Source organism: Neiella marina (assembly GCF_002165625.1).
GTDB lineage: Bacteria > Pseudomonadota > Gammaproteobacteria > Enterobacterales > Neiellaceae > Neiella > Neiella marina.
On record NZ_NGNS01000001.1, the window covers coordinates 225,146 to 246,344 of the forward strand.

At 49.9% G+C, this 21,199-nt stretch carries 20 protein-coding genes; 7 read left to right on the top strand and 13 right to left on the bottom strand.

What is annotated here, in order from left to right:
* Window positions 1–6: 6 nt before the first annotated feature.
* Entirely contained in the window at window positions 7–1,260 is a 1,254-nt protein-coding gene (gene lysA, locus CBE68_RS01040) for a diaminopimelate decarboxylase (protein ID WP_087504208.1), read from the bottom strand.
* A 42-nt stretch (window positions 1,261–1,302) separates the two neighbouring features.
* Window positions 1,303–1,467, bottom strand: coding sequence for an LPS translocon maturation chaperone LptM (gene lptM / locus CBE68_RS01045; protein ID WP_087504209.1), 165 nt, complete (start codon window positions 1,465–1,467; stop codon window positions 1,303–1,305).
* A gap of 86 nt (window positions 1,468–1,553) precedes the next feature.
* Between lptM and cyaY the strand changes: the two genes are divergently transcribed.
* Window positions 1,554–1,868, top strand: a complete 315-nt coding sequence (gene cyaY, locus CBE68_RS01050) for an iron donor protein CyaY (protein WP_087504210.1) — start codon at window positions 1,554–1,556, stop codon at window positions 1,866–1,868.
* On the opposite strand, the gene CBE68_RS01055 is transcribed toward cyaY, so the two are convergent.
* Window positions 1,865–4,366 carry a class I adenylate cyclase gene (locus CBE68_RS01055; protein WP_087504211.1) on the bottom strand — a complete coding sequence of 834 codons (2,502 nt, stop codon included), beginning with the start codon at window positions 4,364–4,366 and terminating at the stop codon, window positions 1,865–1,867. The genes cyaY and CBE68_RS01055 overlap by 4 nt on opposite strands.
* Before the next feature lie 189 nt (window positions 4,367–4,555).
* Here CBE68_RS01055 and hemC point away from each other — a divergent pair, with 189 nt between their 5' ends.
* The 4 genes from hemC to CBE68_RS01075 are packed head-to-tail and all read left to right on the top strand — an operon-like array spanning window position 4,556 to window position 8,762.
* The gene (gene hemC / locus CBE68_RS01060) at window positions 4,556–5,476 is read left to right on the top strand and encodes a hydroxymethylbilane synthase (RefSeq protein ID WP_087504379.1); all 921 of its coding nucleotides are present in this window, start codon (window positions 4,556–4,558) and stop codon (window positions 5,474–5,476) included.
* A 6-nt stretch (window positions 5,477–5,482) separates the two neighbouring features.
* Window positions 5,483–6,223, top strand: a complete 741-nt coding sequence (locus CBE68_RS01065) for a uroporphyrinogen-III synthase (RefSeq protein WP_087504212.1) — start codon at window positions 5,483–5,485, stop codon at window positions 6,221–6,223.
* Window positions 6,220–7,599 (top strand): uroporphyrinogen-III C-methyltransferase, encoded by a 1,380-nt coding sequence (locus CBE68_RS01070; protein ID WP_087504213.1) that lies wholly within the window; start codon window positions 6,220–6,222, stop codon window positions 7,597–7,599. Before CBE68_RS01065 ends, CBE68_RS01070 begins: the two co-directional genes overlap by 4 nt.
* Window positions 7,596–8,762, top strand: coding sequence for a heme biosynthesis HemY N-terminal domain-containing protein (locus CBE68_RS01075; protein WP_087504214.1), 1,167 nt, complete (start codon window positions 7,596–7,598; stop codon window positions 8,760–8,762). The genes CBE68_RS01070 and CBE68_RS01075 overlap by 4 nt, the downstream gene beginning before the upstream one ends.
* Before the next feature lie 6 nt (window positions 8,763–8,768).
* On the opposite strand, the gene fre is transcribed toward CBE68_RS01075, so the two are convergent.
* The 5 genes from fre to trxA form a co-directional block, all read right to left on the bottom strand.
* Window positions 8,769–9,467, bottom strand: coding sequence for an NAD(P)H-flavin reductase (gene fre / locus CBE68_RS01080; RefSeq protein WP_087504215.1), 699 nt, complete (start codon window positions 9,465–9,467; stop codon window positions 8,769–8,771).
* 21 nt (window positions 9,468–9,488) lie between these two features.
* Entirely contained in the window at window positions 9,489–10,967 is a 1,479-nt protein-coding gene (gene ubiD, locus CBE68_RS01085) for a 4-hydroxy-3-polyprenylbenzoate decarboxylase (RefSeq protein WP_087504216.1), read from the bottom strand.
* A 71-nt stretch (window positions 10,968–11,038) separates the two neighbouring features.
* Window positions 11,039–11,938 (bottom strand): hypothetical protein, encoded by a 900-nt coding sequence (locus CBE68_RS01090; RefSeq protein WP_143824446.1) that lies wholly within the window; start codon window positions 11,936–11,938, stop codon window positions 11,039–11,041.
* 149 nt (window positions 11,939–12,087) lie between these two features.
* A complete protein-coding gene (rho, locus tag CBE68_RS01095; RefSeq protein ID WP_087504218.1) occupies window positions 12,088–13,347 on the bottom strand; it encodes a transcription termination factor Rho in 1,260 nt (419 codons plus the stop codon).
* A gap of 217 nt (window positions 13,348–13,564) precedes the next feature.
* On the bottom strand, window positions 13,565–13,891 hold the full coding sequence (gene trxA / locus CBE68_RS01100; RefSeq protein ID WP_087504219.1) for a thioredoxin TrxA: 327 nt from the start codon (window positions 13,889–13,891) through the stop codon (window positions 13,565–13,567).
* Between the two features lie 122 nt (window positions 13,892–14,013).
* On the opposite strand from trxA, the gene rhlB reads away from it, so the two are divergent.
* Entirely contained in the window at window positions 14,014–15,303 is a 1,290-nt protein-coding gene (gene rhlB / locus CBE68_RS01105; RefSeq protein ID WP_087504220.1) for an ATP-dependent RNA helicase RhlB, read from the top strand.
* Window positions 15,304–15,313: 10 nt separating this feature from the next.
* Window positions 15,314–16,831: a Ppx/GppA phosphatase family protein gene (locus tag CBE68_RS01110; protein ID WP_087504221.1), complete on the top strand. Its 1,518-nt coding sequence runs from the start codon at window positions 15,314–15,316 to the stop codon at window positions 16,829–16,831.
* A gap of 156 nt (window positions 16,832–16,987) precedes the next feature.
* On the opposite strand, the gene hemB is transcribed toward CBE68_RS01110, so the two are convergent.
* From hemB to tatB, 5 genes are read right to left on the bottom strand one after another with little or no spacing between them, the layout of a single operon-like run.
* Window positions 16,988–17,992 (bottom strand): porphobilinogen synthase, encoded by a 1,005-nt coding sequence (gene hemB / locus CBE68_RS01115; protein WP_087504222.1) that lies wholly within the window; start codon window positions 17,990–17,992, stop codon window positions 16,988–16,990.
* A complete protein-coding gene (locus CBE68_RS01120) occupies window positions 17,992–19,497 on the bottom strand; it encodes a sensor domain-containing diguanylate cyclase (RefSeq protein WP_087504223.1) in 1,506 nt (501 codons plus the stop codon). Before CBE68_RS01120 ends, hemB begins: the two co-directional genes overlap by 1 nt.
* 11 nt (window positions 19,498–19,508) lie before the next feature.
* Entirely contained in the window at window positions 19,509–20,096 is a 588-nt protein-coding gene (locus tag CBE68_RS01125; protein ID WP_087504224.1) for a hypothetical protein, read from the bottom strand.
* Window positions 20,083–20,838: a twin-arginine translocase subunit TatC gene (gene tatC, locus CBE68_RS01130; protein WP_188708027.1), complete on the bottom strand. Its 756-nt coding sequence runs from the start codon at window positions 20,836–20,838 to the stop codon at window positions 20,083–20,085. Before tatC ends, CBE68_RS01125 begins: the two co-directional genes overlap by 14 nt.
* Window positions 20,828–21,199, bottom strand: coding sequence for a Sec-independent protein translocase protein TatB (gene tatB, locus CBE68_RS01135; RefSeq protein ID WP_087504226.1), 372 nt, complete (start codon window positions 21,197–21,199; stop codon window positions 20,828–20,830). The genes tatC and tatB overlap by 11 nt, the downstream gene beginning before the upstream one ends.

Consider the following 21,199-nt stretch of genomic DNA (forward strand, 5'->3'; position numbering starts at 1 on the left):
GCTAGTTTACGGCAGCACTACCTCTCCTTTCCATAGTTCTGCGTAGGTTTCGCGTCGCCGGATCTCAATTGTTTCGTCACCATCGACTAAAATCTCCGGCGGACGAGGTCTTGAATTGTAGTTTGACGACATGCAAAAACCGTATGCACCGGCCGAGCGCACCACTAGCAAATCATCTTCTGCAATCGCTAACTCTCTGTCTTTACCCAAGAAATCACCAGTTTCGCAAACCGGGCCAACGACATCATAAAGCGCAGAATCTCGCTCTAAGCTCCGATCGACCGGTTCAATCGCCTGATAAGCACTGTAGAGCGAAGGGCGAATCAGATCGTTCATTGCCGCATCAACAATAGCGAAGTGTTTCGCTTCAGTAGGCTTGAGGAATTCAACTTTGGTCAGCAAAACGCCAGCATTAGCAGCAATCGCCCGGCCCGGTTCAAATACCAGTTTGAGATGGGGGCGGTCAGCTAAGCGCTCGCGCAATGCCGCAGCATACTCACTTGGATGTGGCGGTTGCTCACCATCGTATGGCACACCTAAACCGCCGCCAACATCCAAATGCTCAATGACGATGCCTTCAGATGCAAGCTGATCGATCAGTACTAACAAGCGGTCAAGCGCTTCTAAAAACGGCGCTAATTCGGTGAGCTGAGAGCCAATATGGCAATCGACTCCAATCACTTTCAACTGCGGGTATGCCGCCGCTTGGCGATAAACTTCAGGGGCCTGCTCGATGGCAATACCAAACTTGTTTTCTTTCAGACCAGTTGAGATGTATGGGTGAGTGCCAGCATCAACATCTGGATTTACCCGCACCGAAATTGGCGCTACTTTTTTTAGTCGCTCAGCCACCTTGGCAATGCGATGCAACTCAGGCTCAGATTCAACATTAAAACAGCCAACCCCGACCTCGAGCGCGTATTCAATCTCTTCAACCGTTTTACCGACACCAGAGAACACGACTTTGGTTGGGTCGCCACCGGCTTCAAGCACACGAGCCAACTCACCACCAGAGACAATATCAAAGCCCGAACCCAGCTTTGCTAGCACACTCAATATGGCTAAATTGGAGTTAGCCTTGACCGCATAACACACCAAATGAGGGTGATCGCCAGCAGCATCATCAAACGCTTTCCAGTGACGCTCTAAGGTAGCGCGTGAATACACATAACAAGGGGTGCCGTAAGTTTCGGCAATAGCGGCAACGGGAACCTGTTCAGCAAACAGTTGGCCGTTGTCCTGATAATTAAAATGGTCCAAAAAGTACTCCTTGAGATTCTGGTGCCAGTGGGGTCAAGGCCCTTAAGCTGGCTCGGTCGCTGGTTGCTCAGGCTCGTCAGTCGGCTGAGGTTGTTGCTGAGGCTCTTCAGGCAAATAAAGTGGCCCCTTCTGACCACAGCCTGAAAGACTAAACATTAAGGCCAGCAAAGCTGCCCCTACCAGTCGTGACCGCAGATTGTTCCGCATCTGTTTCCACTCTCAGTTATAGAAATTGTCAGAATGGCCTCTATAATCGCACTCAAATCAACAATTGCAACCATTGTGACTGATCTATGAACGACACCGAATTTCATACCCTGATTGATGAGCAGCTGAACGCCATTGAAGAGCAACTTGACGAAATCGATGCCGATATCGATTACGAGATGATGGCAGGTATTTTGACCATTGATTTTGCCGATGGCTCAAAGGTGATTATTAACCGCCAAGAGCCGGTGCATCAGCTGTGGCTGGCGACACGCAAAAACGGCTATCACTTTAACTATGTTGATGGTGCTTGGCTGGATGATCGAACTGGCGAGAACTTTCTCGATATTTTCAACAACGCTTGCAGCGAACAAGCTGGCGAGCCGATTAAGATTCGCTAAAGGTTGACTGACTGCGACACGCTGCCGCCGGCACCGTAAGGCAAGATGTGCTTACTGCCGTTACGTTCGACGATTTCGTAGAACTGCGGCAGGTTGAAGTTCACTTTTTGCTCCTCTTCATCGCTTTGTTGTTGTCTTGACGATGAGTAGAAACGATTGACACTTTGCACCAGCTCTTCTTTCGAACCTTTGAAGTGTTCATACAGCTCAACCTGATTGGCCTCATCAACCACATAGATGTTGAAGCCTTCTAAGCCCTGCTCAAAAAAGAACTGCACCAAGCCTTCACTAGCATGGTTTTCGACGATAGTTGGCGCAACGCTATCGGCCGACTCACCTGAAGCATGATCACGACCGCCAATCTTGTTGTGAGAAATATGGCGATAAAAATCGACCGGATTTTCTAACTTATGTTTGTAAACCGAGCGCCGCTCAAAGAACAAACCATGGCGCTCGCCACCGAGGGTAAACAGCCGGTAATCGGAACCTGAACCTGAGCGATCCAGACGCATCGTCATGCAATCGAGCAGTACCTGGCGGACTTGCTGGCCGATCAAATTTGGGTTTTGTTGTGAGTAGCAAAACACATCACTGCGCATCGGTATGTTTGCTTGCTTGTGCATTTTCGATGTCAGCATCACCATGCAATCAAGAATCGCTTCGTTACCAGCGAAATGGTAACTGTGAATCTCATTCCAGCTACTGACAAACAACATATCAATGCTTTGAACCAAATTTTCTTCGTCGTCGCCAAGGCTAAAGATGCTATGGCTCTCTGGCGTGGCATCAAGTGGCAACTCGTGGTCAGCATACGCCTGCGGATGAGATAAGTTAACGAACAGCATCAATTGACGAATTTCGCTGGGCTTACTGAGCTCTTCCTTGCGCGTGGCAGCAAAAGTGACCGGCATCGCCGAACTTAGATCACGCACCATGCGGCGCACTGCATCAACCGTGATATTGCTATCCGGCGCATGAATATTGATTTGCGTCGTAGGGTTAACAATGCCATTGAAATAGGCCCACGCTAACAGCTTGGATAAATGATCGGTGTGTTTCTGATGCTTCGCACCAATCATACTACTGGCCCGTAATGGCGTTTTATACAGATACCAGCCCGCAGGATTGTGGCGGCCTTCTGGCACCTGAACCAAGGTGATAACCGGTTCAAACAAGCTCGGCGCAATATTTGGGTTAATGAGGTCAACCTTACTCGGCGTCATCTCAAACGACGCATACAGTTTGCGCGATAGCACCCCGATGTCTTCCGGGTTAATGGCTTCACTGATTTGATTACGGCGGGCAAATTCAATCAATTTGCGGAACCCGACCATCAAGGCTTCAAGAACCTCGCGGTAAGCTTTTCTGACGTGCTCGACTTTCCATTGTTCACGACGATCAAGCTCGACCAATAGCTCATGCTGCCAATGCCAATCAGACATCAGGTAGCGTAAGCCAATCACCTGCCAATTGAGCTCTTCGACAGGTTGGCTCAGCAACATACAGGTCTTGAGATAGAAACAGCGCCGCGCTAAGTCCAATCGCGCCCAGTCATTCTGCTCGCGCAAATAGTCGCTGACGCGTTCCAATACTAAACGGTAACTATCCAACCCCAACGGGTCACAACAACCATCCATCCAGCTCTGTTTGAACTCGTGGCACAGCAAACTGGTGTTAGGGTACTGGTGTGAATAGGATTCCAGCAGTAAGGTTTTGAGAACCGCTTTAAAGGGCGAATCGATGCCCTTATAGAGCTGCCACAATGCTGCGCCGAAATACTCTTCCGCAGGAACGCGAGCAATGCCGCCCAAATCGACCCAGTCGCGTGGATCCATCAGCTGCTGATCAAACAGTGCCGCGACATATTCAGCATACTGCTCTTCGCAATCAACCGGCACCAAAAACCAAACCAAATTACAACCGGCCAAGCGAACACAAGAGCGATAAAACTCGTCGAGTAGCAGCCAGTTTTGAGTCGAGCCACAGTTATCTTTGGTTACCACTTGTTGGCGGCTACGCACAAATTGCTCGGGATCGACCAAGAAGAAATTCGCCTCAATACCCATTTGGGCGGACCAGGCCGTTATCTTCTGACATTTCTGCTCCAGCAACATGCGCTGATGAGCATTCAGATTGGAATCGTAAATCACCCAAACATCGAGGTCAGAATCACAACACTGGCCCAACGATGCAGTACTGCCCATACAGAACACACCGAGAATAGCGCTGTCATCGGTCAGTTCGGGGCGAAAATGCTCCCATTCAGACAAGTAGCGGCGCTGGGTTTCCAGCAAGTGATAATTTTGAATACCAGCAGGGCAGCTACCACCAACGTAGCCTGGCAAATCAGGGTGATTGAAATGCAATAGCGGCGCAATCAACTCAAAGACTTTAAGGCCGGATTCGGTGAGGATAAGACGCGCACGATTGAGGCGCTGCTGATTAAGCGCTTCAAGTCGAGCGATACGTTGCTCGATTTCAATACCATTGGTATCCATCAGCTCACCACAACCCGGTGACAGGGATAACTAACTAAATGGCAACAAAACGGCGACATAAATAGGCTGGTACCTTGGGTAAAACGTGATCATGCTAACAACTTAACACCCCAAGGTAAACTGTACCAAAGCTTGGGTCTGGGTAAGGGCAGTGATAGCATGTTGCTATGACGCTAAATGGAAAGTTATATGTCTCTGATCCGCATCGCCACTCGTAAAAGTCCGTTAGCCTTGTGGCAGGCTGAATATGTAAAAGCACAACTTCAACACTATCATCCGCAGCTTAAAGTCGAACTCGTTCCCATGGTGACCAAAGGCGACAAAATTCTTGATACGCCATTGGCCAAGATTGGTGGTAAGGGGCTGTTTATCAAAGAGTTGGAAGTGGCTATGTTGGAAGGAGAAGCTGACATCGCGGTACATTCAATGAAAGATGTACCGATGGAATTACCTGAACCTTTCAGCTTGCCGATTATCTGCCCACGAGAAAATAGCGCCGATGCCTTCGTCAGCAACGATTATCAAACCATCGATGCGTTGCCACATGGCGCCCGTGTTGGCACCTCTAGTTTACGACGCCAGTGCCAACTCAAAGCATCTCGTCCTGACCTAGAGATCTTAGACTTGCGTGGCAATGTCGGTACCCGCTTGGGCAAGCTCGACAATGGTGAATATGACGCCATCATTCTAGCCAGTGCCGGCTTGATTCGGCTCGAAATGCCGGAACGAATCAAGCAACACCTGCCCCATAGTTTGTGCCTACCAGCTGCAGGCCAAGGTGCCGTTGGTATTGAATGTCGCGAGGACGACCAAGCCACTCAAGCGCTGCTAGCACCACTACATTGTCAAACCACCGCCTTGTGTGTTCGCGCCGAGCGAGCAATGAACCGCCACTTAGAAGGTGGTTGCCAAGTGCCGATCGCTGGACAAGCCGCGCATCATGGTTCCCAGCTAACACTAACTGGCTTAGTGGGCAGTATGGACGGCCAGACCATACTCCGCTGTGTATTAAGCGGGCCGGCCTCAGAGCCAGAAGCACTAGGTATACAAGTCGCAGAAAAACTATTGGAGCTGGGCGCTAAGCCTCTGTTAGAAGGCTGCGCAGGCTAAGCTGCAATGACTAAGGTACTGCTGACCCGCCCTGAGCAAGAATGCGACGAATTGCAGCAGTTGCTGGCTGCTGATGGCATCGAGACCGTCAGCCAGCCACTATTTACCATACAGCCAGGGCGCCATTTGCAATTGCTAGCAGATATGCTGGCAGCCGCCGATAAGGTCATTGCCGTCAGCAAGCATGCCGTGTCATTCGCCAATCAACAGTTGGCGAGCTGTTGGCCGCACCGTTTGAGCTATTTTGCCGTCGGTCAGGCCACTCAAGGTATCTGGCAGCAAGTCGGTGTGAACGCTATTGCGCCGCAACAACAAACTAGCGAGGGTTTGTTGGTATTGCCGCAACTAACCGATGTAAACCAACAAAACATTGTTATTTTGCGTGGTCAAAGCGGCCGCGAACTGCTGGCTCAACAACTCTCCGAGCGTGGTGCCAAGGTAAACTACTGCGAGTGTTACCAAAGATCGGCAATTACTTTAAATTCCAGTCAGTTGGTTCCATACTGGCAACAACACATAAGCTATCTGATAGTCACCAGCGGAGAGCAATTGAGTCGTTTACAAGCGCTGTGCGATGAATCACAGCAGAGGTGGCTATACTCAAACACGCTGATCACGGTAAGCCAGCGACTGGCAAATTTAGCCCGAACGATGGGCTTCAACCAAATCCTGATCAGTCCTAGCGCCAATAATCGGGCGCTAAAAGAGACATTGCTGACCGCGATGAACAAGGCTAAATCAATATGACAGAAAAACAGCAAACAGAAATAGCCACCAAAGACGAGCAACAGCCCTTAGAACAATCCTCGGCGCCAACCACAGAGGAGGTCGAGCAAGCCTTCACCGACGAGGCCGAACGCAGCGCCACTGAGGATGCGACGAAAAAGCCGGGTAATGGTGTTGCCGTGACTGCGCTGGTTTTTAGCTTGATTAGCTTTGCTGCGATTATTTTGGGCCTGTTCGCCGTCACCATGGTGTGGCCAGAGTGGCAGAAGAATCAACAACAGTTTGCCGAATTTAGCGAACAGTTTCAGCGCCGCCAACAAGCAACAATTACCGTGTTTGAACAGCTGACGACCTCCAATCAAAATCAGCAGCAATCGCTGGATCAGTTTCAAACCCAGTTAGCCGATAGCATGTTAGCTCAGCAACGAATGGAGCAACGTCTGCAACAACTTGATGGCCGTAAATCCAATGAGTGGTTGCTGGCCGAAGTCGACTACCTGATCCGGTTGGCGACTCGAAAATTGTGGATGGAGCGCGATGTCAATGGTGCCAAGGCGCTGTTGAAAAGCGCAGATCTTCGCGTTGCAGAGTTACGCGATCCACAGTTGTTGTCGCTGCGCCGCAGTTTAAGTAACGATATCGCCACGCTTGGTGCTCTGCCTCGGGTCGATATCGACGGTATCGCGCTGACGCTCGATGGCTTAATTAGCCAACTCGATGTGTTACCCCTAAATGCCCTTGAAATTCCCGACAGTGTTGGTCCTCAGAACGACCAGGCAGTGACCAATGATCCGTCTGATTGGCGTCAAAATTTGATGCAAAGCTGGCGTCACTTTGTTGATGGCTTTATTGCTGTCAATCGCCGTGCTGATGGCGCGACGCCATTGCTGCCGCCAGAACAACGTTGGTATCTCCGTGCGAATATTCGCCTGACATTGCAACAAGCACAACTGGCAGCACTGCGCAATCAGCCGCAACTCTATAGCAACGCCCTTAATCAAAGCGATGATTGGCTCAGAGAGTATTTTGATAACTCAGATAGCGCGGTTCAGTACGTTCGCGAAACGCTCGCTGAGCTGGCGATTTCGCCAGTTCGTTTACAGCTGCCAGACGACTTGGAGAGTCGCCAACTCATTATCGGCCTGCTGGCAACAGACCATGACGCCGCCACTTCTGACAACGCAGAGTCACAACCATCGACAGACACGGAACAACCGCAAGCTCAGCCAGAACAGCCGACCGAAGCTCCATCTGACCCAGCTGTGCAAACGCCAGAGACCGAGCAAGAAGTCGAGCAACAAATCGAACCAGAAATTGAACCTGAGTCGCCAGCCGAGCAGGCCGAACCGACAGACGAGCCACAATCTGCGACCACTGACGAGGAGCGTGTCCTATGATTCGGGTGATCGTCTTGTTGGTCGCGGCGGCTGCAGCCATGGTGTTTGGCCCGGTTGCTAGCGGCAACAAAGGTTATGTATTGATTGCCTTGGGAGAAACCACGGTTGAAATGACGGTCGTGAGTTTTGTCATCACTCTGATCGGTTTGTTTGTGGTGATTTTTGTCACTGAGTGGCTGATTAAGAAAATACTCCGAGTAACCAACCAATCGGTGTTATGGCTGAGCAATCGCAAGCAGCGGTTGGCACTGAAGCAAACAGCCGACGGCTTAGTCGCAGTCGCGGCACAAGACTGGAAGAGTGCGGAGCGACTACTTTCCAAAAGCGCCGATCATAGCCATAGCCCAGAGCTAAACTATTTAGTCGCCGCAGAGGCAGCCAAACGCCTTGGTCATGATAAGCGCAGTCAAAAGTACTTCGCTCAAGTCGGCGATGCCGGCCGCCATTCTCTAGCAATCGCGATGACCAAGGCGAGATTGGCAGATAATCCGCAAAGTCAGCGCGAAGCTTTGGGCTTGCTGGAGCAATGGCATCGCCACAACCCTAAAAATGCATCGTTGCTAACTCAACTCAGCGAGTTGTATCAAGTGTTAGAAATGTGGCCGGAGTGGCTGCAAATATTGCCTGAGCTTAAAAAGTACAGTCAGTTATCAGCCGATTACTTGGCACAAACAGAAGTTAATGCTTACGGCCATTACTTTGAGTTGCTAGCGAGCCAAAAAGGTGTCGAGCCAACCATGAGTTATTGGCAATCACTGGCCAGCAAGACCCAACAAAACGGCGATATTCTGGCCAGTTTCAGCCGTGCAATGCGCCGCCACGGCGGCGGCCCCAAGGCCGCTGAGCTGGTTTATCTGGCACTACTGAAAGCACCGACTCAAACGCTACTAGATGAGTGGTTGCAGTTGCCAGTATCGGACCCAGAACAAAAACTGCAGGAAGTAAAAAAACGAGCAAAAGGCGATGAAGCCCTGCGCGCCAGCTTGGTGGGTATTACCGCGCTCCATGCTCGTTATTTTGACGAAGCCAGCGACCATTTGAAAAAAGCGCTGCGGCAGCTAAGTAATCGTCGCGATTACCTAGCATTAGCCGCTTCGATGGAGCAAAACGGCAACTATAGCAGCGCCCTTGAGGCCTATCGCAAAGCCGTTGCTTTGTCGTGATCGATGCTACTCGATAAAGGCAAAAGCATCGGAAAACATCCGCTTGCGCAGCATGCCACGTTCGAGAAATGCATCGCGTGCTACACCAACCATCTCAAATCGACCGGCCATGTAGATGTCGTATTCGCTCATATCAGCAAAGTCGGCTAATACTGCTTGGTGAACCTGGCCCGTTTTTCCTTGCCAGCCGGCAGAGGGTTCTTCAACCACGGCGTATACGGTTAACCAGTCATGGTTCGCCGCCAAGTGTTCAATGCGTGGCCATTCGTACAAGTCGGCTTCTTTGCGAACACCCCAGTACAACACCAACGGCTCACGGCGCGGCACATCGATCATGCTCATTAAGATGCTATTAACGTAAGAAAAGCCTGTGCCGCCAGCCATCAGAATGGTTGGTTCATGACGCTCAGGATGCCAATAGGCATCGCCGCCCGGCAACGAAACCGTTACTTGGTCATTATCACGCAAATAGTCAATGGCTTGCCCTGCGTAGCTATCTGCTCGCCCAGCACCAATATGCAGCTCCAATACGTCAGCAGAATTAGCGCTAGCTATTGAAAATGGTCGCTTGTCTTCATCTGACAGGTGCAACATTAAATACTGCCCAGGTAAGAACTCGACCGCTTCGGTTGGGGTCAAAATTGCACGCTGAACAAAAGGCGTCAGCGCCTCTAGACGGCTTACCGTGCAAGTCACTTGTTTCATCGTTACTCCAGATAAGGCAACTTAGTTGTTGCCATTTAAAATGCCGAGCTCATCCCAAATGGCATCCACTCGATCTTTTACTTCTTGGCTCATAGTAATCGGCTCACCCCATTCACGATCGGTTTCGCCTGGCCATTTATTGGTCGCATCCATTCCCATTTTCGATCCCAATCCAGCAACCGGAGAAGCAAAATCAAGATAATCGATCGGGGTATTTTCGATGAGGGTGGTATCCCTCGCCGGATCCATTCGCGTCGTCATCGCCCAAATGACATCCTGCCAATTGCGAGCATCAATATCATCGTCGCAAACAATAACAAATTTGGTGTACATAAACTGCCGTAAGAACGACCAAACACCCATCATCACCCGCTTGGCATGACCGGCATACTGCTTTCGAATGGTGACCACTGCCAACCGATACGAGCAGCCTTCTGGCGGCAAGTAAAAATCAACAATCTCCGGAAACTGCTTTTGTATAATAGGCACAAACACTTCGTTTAAAGCGACGCCAAGGACCGCTGGCTCATCGGGCGGCCTGCCGGTGTATGTGCTGTGATAAATTGGCTCTTTGCGCATGGTGATGCGCTGCACAGTGAATACCGGAAACTGCTCTACTTCATTGTAGTAGCCGGTGTGATCACCATATGGTCCCTCTGGCGCAAATTCCTCAGGTTCGATCACACCTTCGAGCACAATCTCAGCACTCGCGGGTACTTCCAGATCATTACCGATGCATCGGACAGTTTCAGTTTTATTGCCCCGCAGGAGACCTGCAAAAGCATATTCTGACATGGTATCAGGGACCGGCGTGACTGCCCCTAAAATGGTTGCTGGATCGGCGCCCAGCGCCACAGACACAGGAAACGGCTCCCCCGGGTGTTGCTGTTGCCAATCTCGCAAATCCAGCGCTCCGCCGCGATGGGATAACCAACGCATAATCAGCTTATTTTTGGCGAGTAGCTGTTGGCGATAAATACCGAGATTCTGCCGTTTTGAGCGCGGTCCACGGGTAATGGTCAACCCCCAAGTCACCAATGGCGCAACATCACCAGGCCAGCAGGTCATGATCGGGAGCTTAGTCAGGTCAACGTCATCGCCTTCAACAACAATCTGCTGACAAGGTGCTTTGCCTAATACTTTGGTTGGCATATTAAGCACTTGCTTATACATGGGCAGTTTTTGCAGAGCGTCCTTAAAGCTCTTAGGTGGCTCAGGTTCCTTGAGTGACGCTAATAGCTTGCCAACATCCTTCAACGCGCTCACCTCAGTTTGGCCCATGCCCAACGCGACCCGTTTCGGGGTGCCGAACAGGTTAGCCAATACTGGCATATCAAACCCTTTTGGATTCTCAAACAACAGCGCAGGACCGCCGGCTCGCAGGGTACGATCGGCAATTTCAGTCATTTCCAAATTAGGGTCAATTTGCTGTGAAATTCGCTTTAGTTCGCCGAGCGACTCAAGTTGGTCGAGAAAGTCTCTCAGATCCTTGTATTTCATAATGGCCACGTAGAAAAGTTGAGGAGTCAGTATAGTGAGGTTATGAAAGCAACCCTAGGTTGCTCAGCAGTTTAACGGTGATGCAACGCCAACGGTTCAAGCACATAGCCACTTCGTTCAATTGCCAGTTTGGCAAAACGGTCGGCCGGGCTATCAAGCTGTTTCAACTGCAATTTACGATGTAGTTCCTGAAGCGTTTGTTGACTACCATACTTGGCCAACGACACCGCAGACACCGGGCCAATGCGCTCGTCATAAAGGCCATCAACCATTAACTGCTGAACGTCCGCATCCGGGCCGAAGTGAATGGCCAGTACCGGCATTGCTGCAACAGCCAAGTCGCCATGCTTGGCAGCTTCAACTAACAGTTGCTTAGCCGTGGTTTGATCGAAACGCTGTGGTATTTCGCGCAGGCTATTTAAGGTCGCTTCCCGCTCGCCGCGGGCGATCACTTGTCGCAGTAAATCAGCTCGCTCACAGCGCAGTGCTAACGCAGCTAAGACAGTAGAGTTGACGCCATCAAACACACCATCCACAGCACATGCGGGAAAATCTTGCCGACTTAACCAATACAGCTGTCGCTGTTGCGATAACACCAGCCAGTCAGACCAAGAAGGGATGGCTCGCTGATTTGCTCGAGTGATCAACAGCTCTGCGGTATGTTGAATCAACTGATGACCACTATTTTGCCAACGTATCGCCCAAGATCGCTGAGCCTCGGTCAGAGGCATCACTTGCGCTGCTAGATGTTGCATGTGCTGCAGCACTGCTAGCTCAATCGCAGCATCATTAGACGCAGTTTGATTTAAATGAGTTGGCTCTAAAGCAAGCGGATCAAGCCGGGCTTGGGCAAATGATTGCTGGAAATCTGTACTATGGGCGAGTTCATCACTGAGATCAGAGGCCTGGCAGGCTAAGCTCGAAATGAGCAGCCCGATGCCGACACTCAACGCCTTCATGGCAGTTTTCATCCGTTGGCCAAATCCCAGTTTGTGTGGTGAGGTAGAGTTAGTTATTAGTGCAGCACTCGCCGGCTGCTTATTAATCGACCATTCTGCACTAAAAAGGGCAGTAAAAGCTAGCATTTAGCCCCTACTGCCCTTGATAAGACCGCTAAATCTTATTTTTTCTTCATCGCTTCGAAAAAATCATCATTGGTTTTGGTCATTGCCAACTTATCGATGAGGAATTCCATACCACTGATTTCATCCATTGGGTGAATGATTTTTCGCAAAATCCACATCTTCTGAAGCTCATCAGGGGTGGTAAGCAACTCTTCGCGGCGAGTGCCGGAGCGATTGATATTGATCGCTGGGAACACGCGTTTTTCAGCAATTTTACGATCCAAATGCACTTCCATATTACCGGTGCCTTTGAACTCTTCGTAAATCACTTCATCCATCTTCGAACCGGTGTCGATCAATGCAGTTGCCAAGATGGTCAAGCTACCACCTTCCTCTACATTACGAGCCGCGCCGAAGAAACGTTTTGGTTTATGCAGCGCATTAGCGTCAACACCACCGGTCAAAACCTTACCAGACGAAGGGATCACCGTGTTGTAGGCTCGCGCTAAACGAGTGATGGAATCAAGCAGGATAACCACGTCTTTTTTGTGTTCAACCAAGCGCTTGGCTTTCTCAATCACCATTTCAGCAACTTGCACGTGACGGCTCGCTGGCTCATCAAAAGTAGAAGCAACCACTTCACCTTTGACCAAACGTTTCATCTCAGTCACTTCTTCTGGTCGCTCGTCAATCAGCAGTACCATCAGTTCGCATTCTGGGTGGTTAGCAGCAATCGATTGTGCCAAATTCTGCAGCAGAATCGTTTTACCTGCTTTTGGTGGCGCCACAATCAAACCACGCTGGCCTTTACCAGTTGGCGATGCTAGGTCCAGAACTCGCGCAGTAATATCTTCTGTTGAACCATTACCACGCTCCATCCGCATCCGCTCAGCAGCATGCAATGGCGTCAGGTTTTCAAAGAGGATTTTATTACGGGAATTTTCAGGGCGGTCGAAGTTGACTTCATTGACTTTCAACAGGGCAAAATAGCGTTCACCTTCTTTCGGAGGGCGAATCTTGCCAGCGATGGTGTCACCAGTTCGCAAATTGAAGCGGCGAATTTGGCTTGGAGAAACATAGATATCATCCGGGCCAGCCAAGTAAGAGCTGTCGGCACTACGTAAAAAGCCAAAACCATCCTGCAAAATCTCTAGCACACCGCTACCGAAGATATCTTCGCCACCTTTAGCATGTGTTTTGAGAATGGTAAAAATGATGTCTTGTTTGCGTAAGCGGGCCAGGTTGTCCAAGCCTTTGCTTTCGCCTAGAGCAATCAGCTCTGATACTGGGGTATTTTTTAACTCGGTTAGGTGCATCTTGGGATCTGCTACACGTCGGTTATGTTGGAATAAGTAAATTGCATAGTGACGCGCATTGCGCACCACGGAGAAAAGACTTTGGAATTTCCCGGCCAAATAAGCCGCAAGAAGGGAACTCAGTTAGATGTAAAGTAACACCTATAATTGGATTCGTCCAGAAAGATAGTCATAAAGGCTAACGATTTAACACAGCAAGCCTTTATGACTCTTTTTATTACAAGTTTTCGTTGATGAACTCAACGAGTTGGCCTTTTGACAAAGCACCAACTTTAGTCGCTGCCACGTTGCCATCTTTGAACAACAGCAGCGTAGGAATGCCGCGAATACCGAATTTCGGTGCAGTTTCGGCATTGTCATCAATATTTAATTTAGCGATGGTTAGTTTGCCATCGAACTCGCCAGCAACTTCATCCAGAATTGGCGCGATCATTTTACAAGGGCCACACCACTCCGCCCAAAAGTCAACCAGCACAGGGCCGCTGGCTTTTAATACATCGTCTTCAAAACTGGCATCTGTCACGTGGACAATTTTGTCGCTCATCGATTGCTCCAAAAATATAGGGTTGGGTCGCTTTCAGTTCAGACACTATATATGGCGATAGATTGGATCTATTTCAAGTCGTGTTGTTTATTATTTTAACTTTAACCTGATATGCTTACCGGATGAGCAAAACACATTTAACAGAACAGCGCTTTAGCGAATTTCCGCTACACCCTAAGGTGTTAGGCGCACTCACCGAAAAAGGGTTCGACTTCTGCACCCCGATTCAGGCTAAAACCCTACCCTTGGCGTTGGACGGAAAAGACGTTGCCGGCCAAGCACAAACTGGTACAGGGAAGACCATTGCGTTTTTAGCCGCTACTTTTCACCATTTACTCAACAACCCTTGTCGGGAAGATCGACCATCGAATCATCCTCGAGCAGTGATTGTTGCCCCAACTCGCGAATTGGTCATTCAGATCCATAACGATGCCGAGTTGATGGCCAAACACAGCGACATCAAACTACAAGTGGTTTATGGCGGTGAAGGTTACGACATTCAGCGTCAGCGCTTGCAACAAGGCGTCGATGTATTAGTAGCCACCATGGGCCGTCTGATCGATTACTTTAAGCAAGGCGTGATTAGCCTTGATGATGTTCAAGTCGTGGTACTTGATGAAGCAGATCGAATGTTTGACCTCGGTTTCATCAAAGATATCCGCTATATGATGCGCCGCCTGCCGCCACCAACTGAGCGTTTGAACCTACTGTATTCAGCGACGCTGTCGTACAAAGTTCGTGAATTGGCCTATGAACACATGAATGAGCCAACTCATGTGCAAATCGAACCTGAGCGTAAGACTGCAGAGAAAATTCAAGAAGAGCTGTTCTATCCGTCGAATGAAGACAAGATGACCTTGTTGCTGACTTTGATGGAAGAAGAATGGCCCGACAAGGCCATTGTCTTTGGCAACACCAAACATGGTTGCGAAAAGATCTGGGGCGCCTTAGCCGGTGAAGAACACCGAGTTGGCTTGCTAACTGGCGATGTGCCTCAACGTAAACGTCTCAAGATCCTCGAGCAATTCACTCAAGGTGAATTGGATATTCTGGTCGCCACTGATGTAGCAGCGCGTGGGCTTCACATCCCAGCGGTCACTCATGTGTTCAATTATGACTTGCCAGACGATGCTGAAGACTACGTTCACCGCATTGGCCGAACTGGCCGAGCAGGTGCCAGCGGTCACGCCATTAGCTTTGCCTGTGAGCAGTATGCGATTAATTTGCCAGCCATTGAGTCCTACATTGCTCATGAAATTCCAGTGACTCAATATGATGCCAGTGCATTGCTGACCGACATCAAACCGGCAAAGCATATGCCACGTACTCGCCAGGTTAACCAAAGTGGCCGCAAACGTTCGCGTAGCGGTGGCAACAGTAACCGGCGGCCACAGGGAAAACCGTCTAAGTAGTGTTTGGCTTATGACCACCAGTAATCACGATTTGTTTGCCGCCATCGATTTAGGCTCAAACAGTTTTCACATGCTGGTGGTTCGCCAAGTTGCCGGCACCGTTCAAACCGTTGCCAAGATCAAACGAAAAGTGCGGCTAGCAGCAGGCCTTGATGACAATCTCGTGTTGTCAGCAGAGGCTATGGAGCGAGGCTTCGACTGCCTGAAACTGTTTGCTGAACGGTTACAATTTATTCCCACCGCGAACGTACGCATCGTCGCAACCGCTACCATTCGATTAGCCAACAATGGCCCAGATTTTATTGCTCAGGCGGAACAAATTACCGGTAATCAAATCGAGGTCATTAGCGGAGAACAAGAGGCCCACTTTGTTTACCAAGGTGCCGCCTACACATCGGCCGGCAGCGATCAGCGATTGGTCATTGATATCGGCGGAGCCAGTACTGAACTTATCATTGGTCAAGGCGTCGACATTCATCAAGCGGTGAGTCTCGACATGGGTTGCGTCCGCTTTACCGAACAATACTTTGCTGATGGTTTATTCAACCAATTGAGTTTTACTGCGGCGGTCAACGAAGCCAAGCAAATCGTTGCGCCATTGGTAGAAAACTATCAGTACATCGGTTGGCACCAAGCCTTGGGCGCATCAGGTACCTTGCGCGCCATTCAAGAAGTGTTGCTGGCCAATGGCTATGATGATGTGATTACTCTGGATTTGCTTCATCAACTACAGCAGCGCGTGGTATCTGCAAGGAAACTAAGCCTGCTGACCATTGATGGTCTAAAAGAGGAGCGCAAGCCCGTGTTCGCTGGCGGCTTGGCGATTCTAACGGGGCTGTTTGAAGAATTGGCAATTAGCAATTTGCGTATCTCTGGTGGAGCGCTCCGCGAGGGCTTGGTCTACGGCATGCTGAACGTCACTGCCGGTGATGATGTCCGAAAACGCACCTTAAGCAACCTGGCCAAAAAATATCATTTAGATAAGCAGCATGGCGAGCAATGCCGGCAAGCGGCATTGGCTTTATGTGAACAGTTTGAACAACACTGGCCAATTACCGAAGACGGCAAAGCAATGCTGGCTTGCGCTGCGCAATTACATGAAATCGGCTTCACCATTGGTTTCGTCAATGGTCATCAGCATGGCGCCTATATTCTTAGCCATACCAATCAGCCCGGCTTTTCAACCAGCCAGCAAGTTCTCGTCGCTACGCTGCTTGGAGCCAGCAAGGGCCACATAACAACCGCTACATTCAGCCAGTTACAGGGTTACGACAGCGAACAGGTAGCCGCTCTGGCGCGAATTCTGCGTTGGGCCATGATCCTTACCAGTCATCGTTCAAATCGACTGCTGTTGCCAGAGCGCATTGAGTGCGACGGCCACAGCGTACAATGGCAAATGCCGCAAGGCTGGCAGAAGCAGCACCCATTAACCGCAGCAAACTTAGCTGAGGAAAGCCACTTTCAGACCGATGCAGGTTTGCCTTTTCAATTGATTGAAGCCAAAGTCAGCGAGCCATCAGAAGCTTGAAACGAACAACTGACTAATCACAGGCATTGATGGTAGCCAGCCCAGTCTGCGCTGACCTTCACTGTCAACGTAATGCAGTTGCCCAGTTGTGCAGGCTGCCAGCGATACTGACAGCAACACAATAAATCCCTTGTAGCAAGTCACTAGGCAGGCAAATCAGCTATTTTGCTCGTTTAGCCAGCGCGCTACATCAACCGCAAAGTAAGTCAAAATAGCATCCGCACCAGCGCGCTTAAAAGCCAGTAATGATTCCATAACGACGGCTTTCTCATCGAGCCAACCGTTTTGCGCAGCTGCTTTTAACATGGCATATTCGCCGCTCACTTGATAAACCATGGTTGGCACTTTGAACTCGTCTTTAACGCGACGAACAATATCCAAATATGGCATGCCAGGCTTGACCATGACCATATCGGCGCCTTCTTGCAAATCCATCGCCACTTCACGTAATGCCTCATCGCTATTGGCAGGATCCATCTGGTAGCTGTATTTATTGCCCCCCTTCAGGTTACCCGAAGAGCCCACTGCATCGCGAAATGGGCCGTAGAAGCTTGAAGCATATTTGGCAGAATAGGCCAGTATTTGGGTATGAATGTAGCCAGCCTGTTCCAATGCTTGACGAATAGCGCCAACACGACCATCCATCATGTCCGAAGGCGCAACCACATCAGCACCGGCCTCGGCATGGCTAAGTGCTTGCTTAACCAGAACTTCGACCGTCTCGTCATTCATCACATAGCCCGACTCATCGAGCAAACCGTCTTGACCATGAATGGTAAACGGGTCCAGTGCCACATCGGTGATCACGCCAAGTTCAGGTTGTCGCGCTTTTAATGCCCGCACCGCCCGCTGAGCCAAACCATCGGGATCATAAGCTTGTTCAGCAAATTCGGTTTTTACCTTTGCTGGCGTCACCGGGAACAGGGCCACGGCAGGGATCCCCAATGCCACTAGTTCATCTGCCAATTCGAGCAGCAAGTCAATGGAAAGGCGAGTCACTCCAGGCATTGAAGGCACCGACTGTTGCTGTTGCTCGCCTTCCAAAACAAATACCGGGTAAATCAAATCAGCAGCTGTCACGTGATTTTCAGCCATCAAACGACGCGAGAAAGAGTGTTTGCGCATCCGCCGAGGCCGAGCAAAGGGAAAAGAAGCGGTCATTAAAAGTCGTCCGATTTAAAAAGTAAAGATTGAGGGGAATGGCCTTGAGCGCCAACCTGTTGCCATTTAGCCTGATCGCGGCCAGCTTCCTTGGCGCTATATAAAGCTTGGTCTGCGGCATCAAGCAAACCATTGGGTTCCATCTCTGGTTGCACCACTGCAACCGATAGGCCACCACTAATGGTGACAGGCAAAGCACCATCGTTAGTAATAAAAGGAGTTTGCCGAATCGCCGTTAGCACTTCTTCGACAACCAACAAAGCACCTTCCAAATGGGTAGCAGGAAGGATCAACGCAAACTCCTCGCCACCATAGCGAGTCAAGGTATCTGAAGGCCGCTTCAGCACTGACTGAATTCGATGCGCCACCTGACGAATCACTTCATCGCCAACCAAATGGCCATAGGTGTCATTGATACGTTTGAAGTGATCGATATCGAGCATTACCACGCCAAGCGGAGTTTGCTCCCGGCGACTGCGGCGAAATTCAGCGACATAGCGTTTATCGAAGTGTTTACGGTTTTTTACCCCGGTCAGAAAATCGACCGTGCTTTGTTCTTCTAACTGGCGATTGGTTTCTTCCAATTCGCGCAGCGCAACTTCGAGTTCAAAGGTGCGCTCTTGAACTTTGCTTTCAAGCTCTTCTGTTGCGTTAGCTTGTGCTTGTAAAGCTTGCTGCTGCAGACGATTGGCTCGCTCAGCATTCTTCAGAGATTCTCGTTGGGCCGCCAGTCGAGCTTGTTTGGCATCAGCGAAACTACCGGCCATCACGAACGAGATAACAATGACCTCGACAATCAGACCAATAATCAACGGCACATGGGTTGCGACAGGCAACACCAGCCAACCTTTGTAGCTCAGCAGGGTTAAACCAAAACCAGCAGAGATAGCCAACCAGGCAATCAAATAAAAACCGCCATATCTTACCTGCTTCTGTCGCAGCCAAATGCTGCAGCCAAGCAACAGTAGGCTCAGCAAACAGGCAAGTAATACCACAAGCCGAACTGCATAAAGGTGCCAGCTCAGCACCATGACTAAACCACTGATGGCGATAGCGAGAATCAAAATCCGCAATACGACTTGCAGGCGCTTGGGTGCTTTAGCCTGGGCAAAGAGGTCACCGGCAAACAACGCAATCAGCACCGCGGCCACCACACCAATGACTAAAATAAACTGAAAGGTATTCCAAAACGGCGGCTGCCAGAAAAAGCTACTGAGTCCAGTAGCGACCGTTGTCATTAGGAAAACGCAAAGGCCATAGCAACCATGAAACAAGAAACCAATCGTGCGGCTATGCCAGTAAACAAATAATTTGAATACCGCCATCACCAATAGCACACCACAAAACAATCCGTTAATGGCTAGCGCTCTTGCTTGCAGGGTGTAGCTGTCGTCCGCTAAGTCGATCGAAATCAGAGACGAGATATCGAGATTAGCCGCCACGACTAAGCCCGGCGACAAAGCCAAGCTCAGTGTTAACAACCAGTTCCATGGCGACTTAAGCATTCAACATCCTGTTATTCTAAGCGCTTCGCTCGACTGGTGCGGCTCGAGCCTTCCTTGCGCAAGTAGAACGACCCTAAAGTACCGCGCTCAATGATGACAGTATCACCCTTGGATATTCGCGGCCCCTTGGATTGCAGCTTCCAACGCTGTTCGTTATCCAAACCAAGCGTCAGCTTGCCATAGGCATCCTTACTCACAGCGGTGACAATGCCAGTAATAGCCTCCAGCTTTTTTACTTCTTGTTTAATAATTTGTTGCTCAAGGCCAAATTGCTCTTCCGGCGACGAATCAACGGTCACCACAGGCTCGGCATCAACATGACCAGAGACCATCGCCGCTGCTTGCGATTGTTCTGCTGGCACCATCGCAGCAGCGAGCTCAGAAGATTGCTCCGACGGGCCAAGGCTATCTTCACTGATCGTCGTTGTCGCTGCGGTCAAACCATAGCGTGCACCGATTCTGTCGTAGCACAATAGCCTTTGCTGATCATTTTTAACCGAGGCACACAGCTGCCACTCAGCCTGCCAGTCTTGGCCATTTGCCATCGATGTAACGATCATCAAACCCAAAGCCGACAAAACGACATTAGCTTTTAACATCAGATTCCTCTTCATTCTGCTCTTCACGCTTGCGACTATAGAGTGATGACATCAACACCCCTAACTCAAACAACAGCCACATGGGTAAAGCCAGTAGAGTTTGGGAAATGACATCTGGCGGCGTTAGCAGCATTCCAATAACAAACGCTGCAACAATAACATAAGGGCGTTTTTTGCGCAGTGATGCAGGCGATGTCACGCCACTCACGCACAACAAAATAACCGCAATCGGGATTTCGAACGCTAAACCGAAGGCAAAAAGAATCTTCAGCACGAAATCAAGATAACTGGAAATATCGGTCGCAATCACCACATCATCAGGAGCTACGCTGGTGAAGAAACTGAATGCCAGCGGAAACACCACATAAAAAGCGAACGCAATACCGCCATAGAACAACAATACGCTCATCATCAATAGCGGAATAGCTAACCGTCGCTCGTGACGATAAAGACCGGGAGCAATAAATCCCCAAGCCTGATGCAGAACGACCGGCATTGCTAACGCCATGGCGACGACGATGGTGAGCTTAAAAGGAGTAAAAAAAGGTGCCGCCACATTGGTGGCAATCATATTGCTGCCTTCTGGCAACTGAGCAATAAGCGGCTCGGCAATCCAATGATACAAATCATTGGCAAAGTAAACGAGGCCAAGAAAAATCACCAATATCGCAATGACCGCTCTTAATAGTCGAGAACGTAATTCGATTAGGTGAGTGATTAGCGGAACACTATTATCCGTCATCACGAGGACTCTTTGTCTGAGGAGGCGTGGTCGCAGATTGTTGCGCTTGGCGGTCAGCTGACACATCTGCCTGATATGGACGTTGCACAGACTCTGCGGCCGACTTCAGTTCATCGACTGAGCGTTGCAAATCAGGTGACAGGTTATCCATCCCCTGTTGCTCGGCTTTCTTCAGGTTTTGCTGAAGTTCATGGATATGCAGTTCCTGACTGATTTCGTCTTTGACATTAGTCGCCATGGCCCTAACCGAGCGAATCCAGCCAATCACTGTTCGCAAAGCACCGGGTAGGCGCTCTGGTCCCAGCACAATGAGGCCCAGAACGGCAATGACGCCGAGTTCCCAAAAGCCAATGTCAAACAT

Bases quoted from the DNA above. Each gene is read 5' to 3' on its own strand.
- CBE68_RS01055 (WP_087504211.1), bottom strand. From the start codon at position 4,366: ATGGATACCAATGGTATTGAAATCGAGCAACGTATCGCTCGACTTGAA.
- rhlB (WP_087504220.1), top strand. From the start codon at position 14,014: ATGAGCAAAACACATTTAACAGAACAGCGCTTTAGCGAATTTCCGCTA.
- CBE68_RS01070 (WP_087504213.1), top strand. From the start codon at position 6,220: ATGACAGAAAAACAGCAAACAGAAATAGCCACCAAAGACGAGCAACAG.
- CBE68_RS01120 (WP_087504223.1), bottom strand. From the start codon at position 19,497: ATGCTTAAGTCGCCATGGAACTGGTTGTTAACACTGAGCTTGGCTTTG.
- CBE68_RS01090 (WP_143824446.1), bottom strand. From the start codon at position 11,938: ATGAAAACTGCCATGAAGGCGTTGAGTGTCGGCATCGGGCTGCTCATT.
- trxA (WP_087504219.1), bottom strand. From the start codon at position 13,891: ATGAGCGACAAAATTGTCCACGTGACAGATGCCAGTTTTGAAGACGAT.
- tatB (WP_087504226.1), bottom strand. From the start codon at position 21,199: ATGTTTGACATTGGCTTTTGGGAACTCGGCGTCATTGCCGTTCTGGGC.
- CBE68_RS01110 (WP_087504221.1), top strand. From the start codon at position 15,314: ATGACCACCAGTAATCACGATTTGTTTGCCGCCATCGATTTAGGCTCA.
- cyaY (WP_087504210.1), top strand. From the start codon at position 1,554: ATGAACGACACCGAATTTCATACCCTGATTGATGAGCAGCTGAACGCC.
- CBE68_RS01125 (WP_087504224.1), bottom strand. From the start codon at position 20,096: ATGTTAAAAGCTAATGTCGTTTTGTCGGCTTTGGGTTTGATGATCGTT.
- CBE68_RS01075 (WP_087504214.1), top strand. From the start codon at position 7,596: ATGATTCGGGTGATCGTCTTGTTGGTCGCGGCGGCTGCAGCCATGGTG.
- CBE68_RS01065 (WP_087504212.1), top strand. From the start codon at position 5,483: ATGACTAAGGTACTGCTGACCCGCCCTGAGCAAGAATGCGACGAATTG.
- hemB (WP_087504222.1), bottom strand. From the start codon at position 17,992: ATGACCGCTTCTTTTCCCTTTGCTCGGCCTCGGCGGATGCGCAAACAC.
- hemC (WP_087504379.1), top strand. From the start codon at position 4,556: ATGTCTCTGATCCGCATCGCCACTCGTAAAAGTCCGTTAGCCTTGTGG.
- tatC (WP_188708027.1), bottom strand. From the start codon at position 20,838: ATGACGGATAATAGTGTTCCGCTAATCACTCACCTAATCGAATTACGT.
- ubiD (WP_087504216.1), bottom strand. From the start codon at position 10,967: ATGAAATACAAGGATCTGAGAGACTTTCTCGACCAACTTGAGTCGCTC.
- fre (WP_087504215.1), bottom strand. From the start codon at position 9,467: ATGAAACAAGTGACTTGCACGGTAAGCCGTCTAGAGGCGCTGACGCCT.
- lptM (WP_087504209.1), bottom strand. From the start codon at position 1,467: ATGCGGAACAATCTGCGGTCACGACTGGTAGGGGCAGCTTTGCTGGCC.
- rho (WP_087504218.1), bottom strand. From the start codon at position 13,347: ATGCACCTAACCGAGTTAAAAAATACCCCAGTATCAGAGCTGATTGCT.